Origin of the sequence: Odoribacter sp. AF15-53, from assembly GCF_003479425.1 — a bacterium.
Lineage (GTDB): Bacteria > Bacteroidota > Bacteroidia > Bacteroidales > Marinifilaceae > Butyricimonas.
Map to the genome: position 1 here is coordinate 1 of NZ_QUHC01000019.1, position 14,090 is coordinate 14,090.

13 protein-coding genes and 1 riboswitch are annotated in these 14,090 nt (G+C 42.1%); of the genes, 7 read left to right on the plus strand and 6 right to left on the minus strand.

The genetic code is table 11. From position 1 onward, the window contains the following. The coding region (locus DWW52_RS21330) for an arginase family protein (RefSeq protein WP_199692024.1) at nucleotides 1-171 on the minus strand (171 nt) is incomplete at its 3' end. A 132-nt stretch (nucleotides 172-303) separates the two neighbouring features. Then, nucleotides 304-1,599: an amidohydrolase family protein gene (locus DWW52_RS19710; RefSeq protein ID WP_233556995.1), complete on the minus strand. Its 1,296-nt coding sequence runs from the start codon at nucleotides 1,597-1,599 to the stop codon at nucleotides 304-306. A gap of 269 nt (nucleotides 1,600-1,868) precedes the next feature. On the opposite strand from DWW52_RS19710, the gene DWW52_RS19715 reads away from it, so the two are divergent. Then, nucleotides 1,869-2,657 (plus strand): nitrilase-related carbon-nitrogen hydrolase, encoded by a 789-nt coding sequence (locus DWW52_RS19715; protein ID WP_233556996.1) that lies wholly within the window; start codon nucleotides 1,869-1,871, stop codon nucleotides 2,655-2,657. Between the two features lie 198 nt (nucleotides 2,658-2,855). Beyond that, complete coding sequence (locus DWW52_RS19720; RefSeq protein ID WP_158582678.1) at nucleotides 2,856-4,301, plus strand: DUF4365 domain-containing protein; 1,446 nt, start codon at nucleotides 2,856-2,858, stop codon at nucleotides 4,299-4,301. A gap of 107 nt (nucleotides 4,302-4,408) precedes the next feature. Here DWW52_RS19720 and lepA read toward each other — a convergent pair whose 3' ends face one another. The 4 genes from lepA to DWW52_RS19745 all read right to left on the minus strand — a co-directional run bounded on the left by lepA (nucleotide 4,409) and on the right by DWW52_RS19745 (nucleotide 9,443). Continuing rightward, entirely contained in the window at nucleotides 4,409-6,196 is a 1,788-nt protein-coding gene (gene lepA, locus DWW52_RS19725; RefSeq protein WP_118717589.1) for a translation elongation factor 4, read from the minus strand. A gap of 181 nt (nucleotides 6,197-6,377) precedes the next feature. After that, nucleotides 6,378-7,439 (minus strand): phosphate ABC transporter substrate-binding protein PstS, encoded by a 1,062-nt coding sequence (gene pstS, locus DWW52_RS19730; RefSeq protein ID WP_118717591.1) that lies wholly within the window; start codon nucleotides 7,437-7,439, stop codon nucleotides 6,378-6,380. Nucleotides 7,440-7,898: 459 nt separating this feature from the next. Continuing rightward, nucleotides 7,899-8,144 (minus strand): hypothetical protein, encoded by a 246-nt coding sequence (locus tag DWW52_RS19740; RefSeq protein ID WP_148315415.1) that lies wholly within the window; start codon nucleotides 8,142-8,144, stop codon nucleotides 7,899-7,901. A gap of 111 nt (nucleotides 8,145-8,255) precedes the next feature. Further along, the gene (locus DWW52_RS19745) at nucleotides 8,256-9,443 is read right to left on the minus strand and encodes a uracil-xanthine permease family protein (RefSeq protein ID WP_118717597.1); all 1,188 of its coding nucleotides are present in this window, start codon (nucleotides 9,441-9,443) and stop codon (nucleotides 8,256-8,258) included. A 116-nt stretch (nucleotides 9,444-9,559) separates the two neighbouring features. On the opposite strand from DWW52_RS19745, the gene DWW52_RS19750 reads away from it, so the two are divergent. From DWW52_RS19750 to DWW52_RS19770, 5 genes are read left to right on the plus strand one after another with little or no spacing between them, the layout of a single operon-like run. Continuing rightward, a complete protein-coding gene (locus DWW52_RS19750) occupies nucleotides 9,560-10,438 on the plus strand; it encodes a YicC/YloC family endoribonuclease (protein WP_118717599.1) in 879 nt (292 codons plus the stop codon). 39 nt (nucleotides 10,439-10,477) lie between these two features. Then, complete coding sequence (locus DWW52_RS19755) at nucleotides 10,478-10,822, plus strand: four helix bundle protein (protein WP_118717601.1); 345 nt, start codon at nucleotides 10,478-10,480, stop codon at nucleotides 10,820-10,822. 39 nt (nucleotides 10,823-10,861) lie between these two features. Continuing rightward, entirely contained in the window at nucleotides 10,862-11,425 is a 564-nt protein-coding gene (gene gmk / locus DWW52_RS19760; RefSeq protein ID WP_118717603.1) for a guanylate kinase, read from the plus strand. 2 nt (nucleotides 11,426-11,427) lie between these two features. Next, the gene (gene nadD / locus DWW52_RS19765; RefSeq protein ID WP_118717605.1) at nucleotides 11,428-12,027 is read left to right on the plus strand and encodes a nicotinate (nicotinamide) nucleotide adenylyltransferase; all 600 of its coding nucleotides are present in this window, start codon (nucleotides 11,428-11,430) and stop codon (nucleotides 12,025-12,027) included. A gap of 3 nt (nucleotides 12,028-12,030) precedes the next feature. Further along, nucleotides 12,031-13,578 (plus strand): sialidase family protein, encoded by a 1,548-nt coding sequence (locus DWW52_RS19770; RefSeq protein WP_118717607.1) that lies wholly within the window; start codon nucleotides 12,031-12,033, stop codon nucleotides 13,576-13,578. A gap of 162 nt (nucleotides 13,579-13,740) precedes the next feature. Beyond that, nucleotides 13,741-13,928, minus strand: a riboswitch (cobalamin riboswitch). Nucleotides 13,929-14,090 lie beyond the last annotated feature (162 nt).

Consider the following 14,090-nt stretch of genomic DNA (forward strand, 5'->3'; position numbering starts at 1 on the left):
AATATCGTAGAGTTCCATGTTTGCCGATGCTTCAAGGATTGCATCGGGACCTTTATCTGCCCCCTTTAACCACGTGCTTGTCCCGTCATAAGGTACAGGTAATACTACAATCTCGGCAGTTTCGTATGCCGTAAACTCGTTGTCGAGTCCTCCATAATTTTTATTTTCCATATCTAATTGGGTTTATAGTATTTATAAACTCTTTTCTTTGTAAAAAGGTTTGCAAAACTAACGAATATAATTGAGAATTGAAAATGGATAATTGAAAATGAAAAATTAATCTATTACTTCGTTTTGTGGCTGTCATACAGCGGTTTCAGCAATGTGTTGCATGGCATTCATGGTTTCTTCTTTGTCGATGTGCAATACGTCCCGATTTCGCATGATCCATTTCCCGTTGACCATGGAGGAACGGACGTTTTTGCTGTTGGATGCGTAAACGATGGCGGAGTACTCGTCGTAGACAGGAATCATGTTGCTGGCGTTGGCATGGAGTAGGATCAGATCGGCCCGTTTGCCCACTTCGAGTGATCCGGTAATATGGTCGATTCCGAGAGCTTTTGCCCCGTTAATAGTCGCCATGCGAAGGGCAGTACGAGCGTTAACGGCTTCCGGATTATAATGGATGCCTTTCGGGAGAAGGGCGGCGAAACGCATTTCCTCGATCATGTCGAGAGTATTGTTGCTTGCTGTACCATCGGTCCCGATACTCACGTTTATTCCGGCTTTCAGGTAAGAGTCTGTGTCGGCCATCCCGCTGGCGAGTTTTAGATTACTTTTCGGGCAATGGGCCACGGAGGTTCGAGTCCGGGCGTATAATTCGATCTCTTTCGGGTTAAGCCAGACAGAATGGGCTGCGATCACGTTCCGGTCAAGTAAGCCGATGGAGTAGAGATATTCGGCGGGAGAGGCGCCTGTTTGTGCCGTGATATCCTCAACTTCTTTGCGGGTTTCGGCCACGTGTATGTGGAGGGGTATATTATATTTCTCGGCTATTTCTTTTGCTTTTCGCAAGGTCTCTTTGGAGCAAGTGTATGGTGAATGTGCGCAAACCGTCGGGTGGATGAGATGGTCTCCATACCATTGCTGGATAAGGGATTCACAACGGGCAATGCCTTCATCAAGCGTGCGGAAACTAGGTGTCGGGAAGTCGATAAGTGATTCTCCGACAACAGCCCGGATTCCGACTTTCTTGGCTTCCGAGGCGATGATATTTTCAAAGAAGTACATATCATTGAAACAGGTTGTTCCCGATTTAATCATTTCAATGAAAGCGAGTCGAGTGGCCACGGCAACATTTTCCGGAGTCACCAAACGAGCCTCGGCCGGGAAGATATGATCGTTTAGCCACGTGTGAAGGGGAAGATCATCCGCATATCCGCGCAGCATGGTCATGGGAACGTGTGTGTGCGTGTTGATGAATCCGGGCATCACGATCATTCCTTCCGCGTCAAAATATTCCGCGTCGACGGATTCTATTTTACCGGGACGTATTTCTTGAATTTGCATTCCTTCTATCTGGATAGAACCGTTTTTGATGATCTCCATGTTCTCGTTCATGGTAATGATACGAGCGTTGAATATAATTGTATTTGGCATAGCGTTCTTTTTTTTGACAAAGTTAGAGATAATCTGAGATATTTCCAGTATGGCTTTGAATTGTAAACAAACATTTGTATAATTGGTACAAATATTTGCTAAATAATGCGTCTTATGAAGTTTTCTACCGAAAAGGAAAAAAGCTTGACGAGACGTTTTTACATATTTGCTAAAAACTGTAAAACGAGTATATTTAACTTTTTAGTTGTAGTTTTGTAAAAAGAATTGTTTATGGAGGAAAATCATAAAGGAAACTAAGATATGAAATCATGAAAATATTGTCTTGTATATTATTTGTCGTTTTATCTATTTTACCTTCAATGGTAAAAGGTCAAGAAATGAAACCCGTCAAGGTCGCTCTCGTGCAGGCACATTTGATATGGGGAGATGTGAAAGCGAATTTGTTCGCTTTTGATAAGCGGGTTCCTCTTTGCGAGGGATGCGATGTGATCGTGTTCCCTGAACTTTTCACTTCCGGGTGCGAGATGAAGAAGCGGGATCGGGAAGAGGCTGATCGTACAAAGGATAAGATAGCTTCTTATTATCCGGAAGTGATCCGGAGAATGAAAAAATGGGCAAAACGTTCCAAGGCTTTGATTATCGGCTCTACGATCTATAAGGAAGATGGGAAATATTATAACCGTTTGCTGGCAGTTTTTCCCGATGGAAATTATCAATACTATGACAAGCATAATTGTTTTAAAAAAGGAAGTTTTTCACCGGGAGATAAACATTTGACCTTATCTTGGAAAGGATTGCGTTTTTCTACGTATATCTGTTACGATCTTCGTTTCCCGGAATGGAGCCGGAATAATGGAGAGTACGATGCTGCAATTTATATCGCCAACTGGCCGGAATCCCGAAGTGCGGATTGGAACGAACTTCTGCGTGAACGAGCAATGGAAAACAAGGCGTATGTTATTGCCGTTAACTGTGCCGGGACTGATTTTACCGGAATTACTTACAAGGGAGAAAGTTGTGTGATTGCGCCGGATGGAGAGGTGCAGGCAAAATGTGGAGACTATCGGGATAGTATAGTAGTTTGTGAAGTTAATTAGTAGATTCATTGCTCGTTCAGAGAAGTTTTTGTTAGCGATATTCTATAAGAAAAATGATTTTGAAGAAGAAAATGTGATATAAATATTCTATCTTTGAAGAGAGAACTACAGCGTTTTGTTATTTTATATTTCAAGCAATTATTTGAGGGCGGGGTGTAATTGAATGGCTTGTGATTAATTATTTTAATGCTTTTACAAATGATAACAATAAGAGAAGAAAGAAAAGCCTTTCATGAAGTAGCATTGATTTTTTCAGAGTGGGGATGGGGATTTAAAGAGCAGAATCAAGATTGGGGATTTGATGTTTTAATAGAGATGGCATATCAAAAAAGACTCACTGGAAAAGTGGGTTTTCTTCAAATAAAAGGAGGGGAAAGTAATTTTTATCGTGGACGTCATGGGGTTACATTCTATTTTTCTCAAGAACATAAAGATTATTGGCTTACTCTTGGTGAACGGAACCCTTTTTTCATTATTCTGGATGATTTTTCTGAAGGTAAGATATATTGGTTTTTATTGACGGAAGAGAAAATTGTTAGAACTTCTAAAGAATTCAAGGTGATTATTCCGTATGAGAATTTGTTAAATGTCGATGCAAGAGAGCGATTTGAAAATATACTTGTTAATTATCCTTTTGAAGCGGATGAAGACGACAAGGTTTTATCTGATAATAAGTCAATAAAAAATACGCCTTTTGATCTGGAAATATTTTATAAGATTGATGTTAAGAAGGGACTACTTTGTTGTTTGAAAGAGAAAAAAAACAAGATAAATATTGTTTTAGGATATAATCCGGATGTAAATAGTTGGGATAAAGAAAAGGAAGAATTAGACTGGAAAGATCCTTATTATTACACTCTTTGGGATTTGAAGCAATTTATAAGGGATAAATATTTATCTTTAAAATTGAAAGATGTTTCAAATATACTTGAGAGTATTAAATATGAAATAGAATCTATCGTAGAAGAAGAAGGGATTCAAAAGCTTGCAGGAGTATTGTTTGATTGGGATAATCTAGGGAAGGATATATATAAATACAAAGATTTTGTTCGGGCTTTTGAACAATTTTCAGGATTATCGAAAGGGCGGTATAAAGTTAGGACTGTAGGGCAAACAGTAGAATTTGTAACAAATAATAAGAAATATGTAATTGATACTTATCAAGGAAAAACTTGGGAATTAAAGACTCTTATAGAGAATGAATGTTACGAGGAGATTTATACAGAGACAGATGAGTATATTTGGAGTGAAATATATTTGGATGGCGGTATTGAAAAAATAGATTTTATTCCTAAAATGCTTGAGCAATGGGAGAGATATTGGGATCAATTATATCGGCAAGTGGAAGAGAATGTGGGAGAAACGAGTCATCTGGATAGTATGAAAGAAAGTTCATGGAAACGATTTCAAATTTTTGAAGCTGGGTATGATGATATTGGCGATATTATTCGATATGCTTGGGAACTTGGCGATATGGAATTGTATCCGATAGCTGTGTTGACCATGATGAATATTTTTGATCGGGAGTGTTGCTATGAGGAGTATTGCGAATGTGAATTTTATGGTGGTGTAACATGGAAATCAATATGTCTTGATAATAATGATGAAGGGAAATTCTTTTATATAAAAGAGCAAGATGAGTAATCATGTATTGAAATAGTTGTTCGTTTTATACAAGAAAAGCAATAAAATAAAAACCAATATTCAGTAATGAATACTGGTTTTTATTTTATTGATCAATCCGAAGACTTTTAATCCAGTTTCAGCACGGCAAGGAACGCTTTTTGCGGAACCTCCACGTTACCGATTTGTTTCATTCGCTTCTTTCCTTTTTTCTGTTTTTCCAACAGCTTACGTTTACGGGAGATATCGCCACCGTAACATTTCGCAGTCACGTCCTTGCGAACAGCCTTGATCGTTTCGCGGGAAATGATCTTCGCCCCGATAGCCGCCTGTATGGCAATATCGAATTGTTGGCGGGGAATAAGTTCTTTTAGTTTCTCGCAAATCCGTTTTCCGAAAGAATAAGCGTTATCAAAGTGAATCAAGGCTGATAAGGCATCTACCGATTCTCCATTCAACAGGATATCCAGTTTCACCAGATTTGCCCGGCGATAACCGATTTGGAAATAGTCGAAAGAGGCGTATCCTTTCGTGATACTTTTCAATTTATCGTAAAAGTCGAACACGATTTCAGCCAATGGCATCTCGTAATTCAATTCGATACGGTTTCCCGTCAGGTAGTGCTGTTTTATCAGTACACCGCGTTTACCTAAACAAAGCGTCATGATTTGCCCGATATAATCTGTCGGGGTGATGATTTGCGCCTTGATATAGGGTTCCTCGATGAAATCAAGTACGGTTGGGGAAGGCATATCGGAAGGATTGTGCATCTCGAAAACTTCTCCTTTCGTGGTATGGGCGATATACATCACGTTCGGGACCGTGGTAATCACGTTCATATCGAATTCCCGGTCCAGACGTTCCTGCACGATTTCCATGTGTAACATACCGAGGAATCCGCAACGGAATCCGAATCCCAATGCGGCAGATGATTCCGGCTCGAAAGTCAGGGAAGCATCATTTAACTGTAATTTCTCGATGGAAGCACGCAAGTCTTCATAATCTTCCGAGTCAATGGGATAAATTCCGGCAAATACCATAGGTTTTACTTCCTCGAACCCGTCAATCGCTTCCGAGCAGGGACGTTCAACATGCGTGATCGTATCTCCCACGCGAACTTCAGAGGAGGTCTTGATTCCGGAAATGATATATCCCACGTTACCGGTACTTAACTCGGCTCGTGGTTCCTGTTCCAGACGCAACACGCCGATCTCGTCGGCATCATATTCTTTGCCCGTGCTCACGAACTTAACTTTATCGCCCTTTTTCAGGCTGCCGTTCATGATCCGGCAATAGGTGATAATTCCCCGGAACGAGTTAAATTCCGAGTCGAAAACCAACGCTTGAAGAGGGGCATCAGGGTCCCCGGTAGGTGCGGGTATTCTTTCTACCACGGCTTCCAGAATTTTATCGACTCCCAGTCCGGTTTTCCCGCTGGCTTCGATAATATCTTCCCGTTCACAACCGATCAATTCTTCAATTTGATCTTTTACCTCCTCGGGCATGGCGTTGGGCATATCCATTTTATTCAACACGGGAATAATCTCCAAGTTATTATCAATAGCAAGGTAGAGGTTCGAGATCGTTTGGGCCTGGATTCCCTGTGTGGCATCCACGATCAGTAGAGCCCCCTCGCAGGCAGCGATAGAACGAGAAACCTCGTAAGAGAAGTCCACGTGTCCCGGGGTGTCAATCAAGTTAAGAACGTATTTCTCCCCTTTATAGATATAATCCATCTGTATCGCGTGGCTTTTGATGGTGATCCCTCGTTCTCGTTCCAGATCCATGTCATCAAGCACCTGTGCTTGTAGATCTTTCCCCACGACAGTTCCGGTCGTTTCCAACAAACGGTCGGCAAGTGTACTCTTGCCGTGATCAATATGTGCGATAATACAGAAATTCCTAATGTTCTTCATCTATGAAATTTTAGATTTAGGTTGCAAAGATAATGATTTTCCGGTTCAAAATATAATGGAAAATATCAACTTCGAGGTGTTTTCTATATATTTATACAAGGAGAGGGCTGTCATTTTATAGACAGCCCTGCCAGGATGAAAAATAGTTTTATAAATAACAATGTTCGATAAATGAATATTGTTATTTTAAAATGGTTTTTCCGTTATAGGTAACTGATTTCAGAAGAGTTTTAGCGTTCTCCACGGCTTTCTGAGGGAGTGGTGAGTAGTTTACTTTTGTCGTCAGAGCTTGGGCTTCCGGGCTTAACATCCAATCGAGTAATTTTAACGTTGCTTCAGCCTGATCGATACTTCTGTCCGCGTAAGCCTGTTCTTTGTAGAGAAGAATCCAGGTAAAACAACTGATCGGGTAAGCATCCGGTGCGGCTGAATTCGTGATCATGGTACGAGTATCGGCGGGCATGTCTCCCTTGGCTGCGGCAGAAATGCTTTCCGTGTTCGGGGTGATATAGTTCCCGGCAGCATTTTTCATTTGGGCGAACTGGATTTTCAGGGCAAAAGCGTATTCCGAACCCACGTAACCGATAGTTCCAGCTGTTTGGCTGATGACTCCGGCAACACCGGGATTTCCTTTAGCAGCCATCCCGACGGGCCATTTCAATGATTTTCCGGTTCCGATCTTTTCAGCCCATTCCGGGCTTACCTTTGTCATGTAATCGCTGAAAACAAACGTGGTCCCGCTGCCGTCAGAACGATAAACCGGATGGATCTCTTTGTCAGGTAGATTTATGCCGGAGTTGATTTCTTGGATGCGTTTATCGTTCCATTTCGTGATTTTACCCAAGTAAATATCGGCAACGATGTCGCCTGTTAATTTTAAATCTTTCACACCCGCAAGGTTATAGGCTAAAACCACGGCTCCCATACAAGTTGGGATATGAATGGTGGCGGCCGGCATTTCGTTCATCTCTTTTTCAGAAAGATAGGCATCAGATCCCCCGAAGTCAACGATCTTGTCTTTTAGGCTCCGGATACCGCCGCCACTACCGATACCGCCGTAAGTCACGGAGTTTCCGGTTTTCTCTTGGTAGGTTTTGAATGCCAGGTTGTAAAAAGGAAGTGGAAAAGTAGCACCCGCACCCGAAAGAGTTGCTTTTTTCGTGGATTTGTTTCCTTCTGAAGTGGCGTTACAATTAAAAATAACCGCCAAAATAAGGATAGATGTAAATAATAAATTTCTCATTTTCTATCAATTTTAGTTCAATATTTTCTTGCTTTTTTGCAACTGCAAGTTCCGCTGATTATATGAACCTAATGTTGCAAAACGATTATCTTTTTGTTACAGAATGGGGAATGTTGATAATAAAAGGAAATAGAAAATATGTTATTCGGGAAGTATGTCTTGTAATGTAATTGGATTCTGGCGACAATCCCAGATCGCCACGATATAGATGGAATCTTTGTCGATATAATAGATTTCTTTAAAGATTGAGTTTATCATTAGATATCGGTACCCAAGGGGATGTTTTTCAAGTACAGGTTCGATAGAACCTAAAAGGGGATTAGCAATAAGAAGAGAATCATTTTTTTCCATCTTTCTTGCCAATTTGGAGGCAACAACCACTCCGAATACTTGTTTCCCGTATAAAAGAATTTCGTAAGCTTGAATTTTGGCTATATGAGTTCAGATAATTTTCATGTATCAACGAAATTTGCTGAACACTTCTTTTACCATATCTTCGTGTGTACTGATATTTCCTTTTTTGATATCTTCTTGACTTTGTTCCAAAACTTGCTCAAGTTCTTCTACTGTAAATTGACAAGGGCGATTCATGGTTTGTTGTAGATGCTTATGCAAATACTTGGAAATTTTTTCCAGTAATTCAATGCTGTTCACCTCAGTTAAAATTTCTCTAACTAATTTGGCTTTCCGAGCATCTAATTCCATTGTGGTCATGATATTATCTCCTTTCAATTAAAGGATATTACAAATATAAGCATTATTTCTGTTTCCCGTATGTCAAAGAGTGCTAAATCTTTTATTCATAAAGCACTGTTCTTACGATTCTTTCATCGGTAGAACTAGATTCAAGACAACCCCCAGTAGAGCGGCAAGACCGATACCCGACATGGAAAAATTTCCCCATTCGAAAGCTGCGCCGCCGATGCCGAAAGTGAGAATAAGCGAAACGATAATCATGTTTCTGGTATTGGAAAGATCGACCTTGTTTTGAATGAGATTGTTCATGCCCAAGGAGGCGATCGTCCCGAATAAGAGCAACATGATACCTCCCAAAACGGAAGGTGGTATGGATTTTAGCAAGGCACTCACTTTGCCGAAGACGGAAAATATGATACCCGTGATAGCGGCAATACGAATCACTGCAGGATTGGTCACTTTCGTCAGGGAGACCGCCCCCGTCACTTCGGAGTAAGTTGTTACGGGAGGTCCCCCGATCAGTCCGGCAAAAGCGCAGGCGATACCATCACCTAACAGGGTGCGATGCAGTCCGGGATTCTTGATAAAGTCTTTTCCGGCAACACTGTTCACGGCATAGACATCACCGATATGTTCAATAACGGGAGCGATCGCCACGGGAAGCATGTAAATGATGGCTTCCCAGGAGAACTTCGGGGTTACCAATTGAGGCATGGCAAACCAGGCTGCTTCCTTGATCGGGGTGGTATCCACGTCGAAAAAGAAAAGGGCAACGAGATACCCGACAATAATTCCGCAAAAGATAGGAATCAACTTCAACAACCCCTTCGCTTTCAAGGAGACAACGACAGCAGTAATTAGAGATATTAGTGCCAACAACCAGTTTTCACTTGCCATCTTGACCCCGGAACCGGCCAGGGATAGCCCGATCAGGATGATCACCGGACCGATCACGATCGGGGGAAATAACCTTTTGATGAAATCAGTTCCTCGCAATTTCACGAGTAAACTCATAAGTCCGTACACGGCCCCGACAGCGATCATACCTGAGAGGGCGCCTGCCATGCCGTATAATTCACTGGCTTTAATAATCGGTGCGATAAACGCGAAACTACTTCCGAGGAAAATGGGGACAATACCTTTTGTAACCAGATGAAAAATCAAGGTTCCGATCCCTGCCGTGAGAAGTGCGGTTGACGGGTCTAATCCCACGAGTAAAGGGACAAGTACGGTTGATCCGAAAGCGACAAAGAGAAATTGAACTCCGACAACTCCTTTTTGAAAAGCAGAGAGATGATTTGCATCCATGATTACTATAATTTTTCGATTATTCAATAAATCGAACAAAGGTAGATATTCGACAGGGGATTTTCAAAAAAAGCCTTACTTTTGTAGCTAAATGTTTGTATAAAAAACAAGAGTATATGATAAAATCAATGACCGGTTTCGGTAAAGCAACGGTAGACTGCGGCACAAAGAAAGTGATTGTAGAAGTAAAAAGTCTGAATTCAAAACAATTGGATATTAATCTAAGGACTCCGAGTATTTTCAAAGAAAAAGATATTGAGATCCGAAACATGATAAAGAATGTTTTGGAACGTGGTAAGGTGGATATGTATATCTATTTCGATAACGCAGAGGATGACAAGGATGTTGCCGTGAACCGGTCGGTCGTAAAGCAGTATTACGATCAGATGCTGGAGGTTGCCACTTCATTGGGAGTGGAAGTAAATAAAGGAGAATTATTGCAAACGATCATGCGTTTCCCGGACACGATGCAAGCCCGGATGGAAGAATTGGACGAGGAGGCTTGGAATTGTTTGAGGGAGGCGATCGAGAAAGCTTTGTCTGATGTCGATCAATTCCGGATTCAAGAAGGAAAAGTTTTGATCGCGGATATTCTGAAACGGGTGGATTTAATCAAGAGTTTGTCTGCGGAAGTCCCTCAATTCGAGAAACAACGTGTTGTCACGATTAAACAACGCCTCCAAGACAAGATGAAAGAGTGGGGAGAGATCAAGAATATCGACGAGAATCGCTTGGAACAAGAGATCATCTATTACCTGGAAAAACTCGACATCACGGAGGAAAAAGTTCGTTTGGCCAATCATTGCAAATACTTCATCGAGACCGTGGAGAAAGAAGAAGCCCCGGGACGCAAACTCGGCTTTATCGCTCAGGAAATCGGTCGTGAAATCAATACCATGGGTTCCAAAGCCAACGACCACGATATCCAGAAGCTGGTAGTCCGCATGAAAGACGAACTCGAAAAAATTAAGGAGCAGAGTCTTAATGTACTATGAGTTTATAAAGTTCATAAGGTTTATAAAGTTTATAAAGTAATGAAGATTGAGAGGTTTGAGGATATACTTGCTTGGCAGAAAGTTCGGGACTTGGCTAAAAGAATTTATGATCTTTTTGGTGATTGCAGGGATTATAGCTTTAAAGATCAAATTCAAAGGGCTGCAGTGTCTGTGATGAACAATATTGCTGAAGGCTATGAGAGAAAATCTAATCTTGAATTCAAACAGTTTCTTTATATCGCTAAAGGATCCTGTGGAGAAGTACGCTCGATGCTTTATTTGGCGAAAGAAATTTCTATAATGGGTGAAAATACTTTCTCTGAGCTATTGACGGAAACTGAAACAATATCAAAAATGCTATCGAACTTTATAAAGAAATTATAACTTTATGAACTTTATAAACCTTATAAACTTTATGAACTAATGAAAAAGAGGGTAGTTATTTTTTCAGCTCCCAGTGGATCGGGGAAGAGTACGATTGTCAATTATTTGTTGGCGAAAGATTTGGGATTGGAGTTTTCGGTATCGGCGACATGCAGGGCACCTCGGGGGGAAGAGAGACATGGGAAAGAGTATTATTTTTTCACGGCAGATGAGTTTAAACAGCGGATCGAAAAGGATGATTTTTTGGAGTGGGAGGAAGTGTATCCGGGATGTTTCTACGGGACATTGAAGAGTGAATTGGAGAGGATCTGGAAAGCCGGGCATGCCGTGGTATTTGACGTAGATGTTGTTGGCGGGGTGAATATCAAAAAGATATTCGGGGAGCAGGCGCTTTCCATATTCGTGAAGGCCCCTTCGGTAGAAGCCTTGCGCCAGCGGTTAATCGGCCGGGGAACGGATTCCATGGAAAAAATAGAACAACGGGTAGCCAAGGCGGAATATGAACTGACCTTTGCAGATAAATTTGACGTGGTTATCGTGAACGACAATTTGGAAACGGCTTTAGCCGAGGCAGAAAAAGCAGTACGGGATTTTTTAAAATAAACATGGAATTTCAAGGGACAAGACAACACGCTCGACCGGTGACGGGACTTTTTTTCGGATCGTTCAACCCGATCCACGAGGGGCACGTGGGGATTGCTCGTTACCTGTTGGAAGAAGGGCTATGTGATGAGGTGTGGTTTATCGTGAGTCCTTGTAACCCGTTTAAAATAGATCGCTTTTTATTGCCCGAGGCAGAACGTTTGGAGATTGTCAAGGCTGCTATCCGGGATGATACCCGGATGCAGGCTTGTGATGTTGAATTTACCATGCCGAAACCATCCTACACGGTGGATACTTTGCGTCTCTTGTTTGACAAACATCCTGATCGGGAATTTATCCTGGTTATCGGTGGAGACAACGTGTCGGCCTTTCCGAAGTGGAAAGATGCTCGTTGGATATTGAAAAACTGTCCTATTTTCGTCTATCCTCGTTTGGGAGAACAAGTAGACTTGTTGCCGGGTATGCGTTTGATACAGGCTCCTTTATTTCCCTTGTCTGCCACAGCAATAAGGGAAATGATCGTAGCGGACAAAGATATTACCGGCTTGGTCCCGGGTGAAGCTCTACCTTTGGTGAAAAAATATTACAGGAAAAATATATAAGAAATGTTAAGATTCTTATTTCTCGTGACTCTCGTGTTATCCCTCTTTTCGGCAAAAGGCCAGGAGGATATCCTTTCAGTTTACCAGCCTACGTTGCCGATTGTGATCAACCGGGAGAATAACATGGTAGCAGAATTGTGTCTGCAGACGCGTGCCGGTGACCAAGCGTTGGAAAGTATTACCTTGAAATTTACACCGGAAACGCCACTGGAATACGTGGAAAACGTAAGTTTTTATTACGCGGGGACGGCGAAGCCTCTCAATTCGGTAAAGAACGATAATTCTTCGTATTCTATCTTTGTAGCCCGGGAGGATAAAGTTGAGCGGGAACTGACCTTGAATTTTAAACAAACACTATTTCCTCATTTCGTGAATTACTTCTGGATCAGTTTGAAATTGGCGCGGAATACCCCTTTGACCGAAAAATTTGTAATGACTGTCACGGCGGCGGTTTCTAGTAATGGCTCCATTAAGGTGAACGAGCACAATCAAGCGATTCATCGTCCGGCAGTCATCGTTCGTGATGCGGGAGATGATGGTGTGCGGGCATATCGAATACCCGGCTTGGTAACGGCTCCTGATGGTACATTGGTTGCGGTTTACGATATCCGGCGCAATAACTCTGCCGACTTGCAGGAAGATATTCAAATCGGGGTTTCTCGTAGTAGGGATGGGGGGAAAACTTGGCTGCCGATGCAGGTTGCTATGGATATGCGAGGATATGGCGGGTTACCGGATGCTCAGAATGGAGTTGGAGATCCGGCCATCCTGTCGACGGGTGAAGATTTGTGGATCATGGCGCTTTGGACGCATGGCATGGGCGGGCAGAGAGCATGGACGGGATGCCGTAAGAATGCCATGATGCCGGGGGAACAAGCAGCTCAGGTACTTGTGGCTCGTAGCCGTGATAACGGACAGACTTGGGAAAAACCGATAAATATAACTTCACAGATCAAGGACCCTTCTTGGGGTATACTCTTACAGGGGCCCGGTCGGGGAATTACGATGAAGAGTGGAATGATGGTATTTCCTTTCCAGTTCGTAGATAAGAATGACATGCCTCACGCAACGATTGTTTATTCCGGTGATCGGGGGAAAACGTGGAAAATTGGTACTCCTGCACGGGACAACACGACCGAGGCGCAAGTAGTGGAACTCAAGAATGGTGATTTGATGTTAAATATGCGAGATAACCGGGGAGGAACGCGTGCCGTGATGACCACTTCGGATATGGGTAAAACATGGCAAGATCACCCATCTTCCCGAAAGGCGCTTGTCGAACCGGTTTGTATGGCGAGTTTAATCGCTTACCGGGATTTGTTATTCTTCAGTAATCCTGCGAACTCACGAGCACGAACGGATATCTCCGTCAAATGGAGCGGCGATCAGGGATTGACTTGGTCTGACGGTCTTTTGCTGGATAGTGGGGGAAGTTGGGGATATTCATGCTTGACGGTAATAGATGAAGAAACCGTGGGAATCTTGTACGAGAGTTCTCAGGCTCATTTGATCTTTCAGGCAATAAAATTAGAAGATTTGCTAAAAAAATAAGTGAGCTTGTCATGCAAATGTAAAACAAAATTGGCAGAGATATTTTACACTTCACCACGTGCTCACTTATTTCACAGAACAATGCTTGTTGGAAAATTGGGGTAGAGGAAAATCGTGGATACTCACGATAAACATCTTGCCAGCTTCACTTCCCGAAAGCTACATAAACAGTTACGTCTTGGCAGGTTTTCTGACTTGCTCCCTTTTCGTCGCCTTCCCATCCATGTACAGACAGTGGCAGTAGAGACTAAAGTTACGAAGCTTACAGCTGCGGGTACAGTTCCCGACTCTCACGGGATTCCCTCGTAATGTTACGAAAACATTAACACTCCAATACGTTCACAAACATAGAGAAAATAATTGGAAATTGAAAGTTGGAAATTGAAAATTATTTTTTCCGGGGGGTAGTTTGTGTTTTTCGAATAATTATGACATGAGCTGTATAATTATGCATGATTTTTAAATTATAGTATAATGTAAATCAGATAGTTAAATTAAATTTTGAGAAGTCG

Excerpts from the sequence above, each read along its gene's own strand:
- DWW52_RS19750 (WP_118717599.1), top strand. The coding sequence starts at position 9,560 with ATGATAAAATCAATGACCGGTTTCGGTAAAGCAACGGTAGACTGCGGC.
- DWW52_RS19710 (WP_233556995.1), bottom strand. The coding sequence starts at position 1,599 with ATGCCAAATACAATTATATTCAACGCTCGTATCATTACCATGAACGAG.
- DWW52_RS19715 (WP_233556996.1), top strand. The coding sequence starts at position 1,869 with ATGAAAATATTGTCTTGTATATTATTTGTCGTTTTATCTATTTTACCT.
- nadD (WP_118717605.1), top strand. The coding sequence starts at position 11,428 with ATGGAATTTCAAGGGACAAGACAACACGCTCGACCGGTGACGGGACTT.
- DWW52_RS19745 (WP_118717597.1), bottom strand. The coding sequence starts at position 9,443 with ATGGATGCAAATCATCTCTCTGCTTTTCAAAAAGGAGTTGTCGGAGTT.
- DWW52_RS19740 (WP_148315415.1), bottom strand. The coding sequence starts at position 8,144 with ATGGAATTAGATGCTCGGAAAGCCAAATTAGTTAGAGAAATTTTAACT.
- pstS (WP_118717591.1), bottom strand. The coding sequence starts at position 7,439 with ATGAGAAATTTATTATTTACATCTATCCTTATTTTGGCGGTTATTTTT.
- lepA (WP_118717589.1), bottom strand. The coding sequence starts at position 6,196 with ATGAAGAACATTAGGAATTTCTGTATTATCGCACATATTGATCACGGC.
- DWW52_RS19755 (WP_118717601.1), top strand. The coding sequence starts at position 10,478 with ATGAAGATTGAGAGGTTTGAGGATATACTTGCTTGGCAGAAAGTTCGG.
- DWW52_RS19720 (WP_158582678.1), top strand. The coding sequence starts at position 2,856 with ATGATAACAATAAGAGAAGAAAGAAAAGCCTTTCATGAAGTAGCATTG.
- gmk (WP_118717603.1), top strand. The coding sequence starts at position 10,862 with ATGAAAAAGAGGGTAGTTATTTTTTCAGCTCCCAGTGGATCGGGGAAG.
- DWW52_RS19770 (WP_118717607.1), top strand. The coding sequence starts at position 12,031 with ATGTTAAGATTCTTATTTCTCGTGACTCTCGTGTTATCCCTCTTTTCG.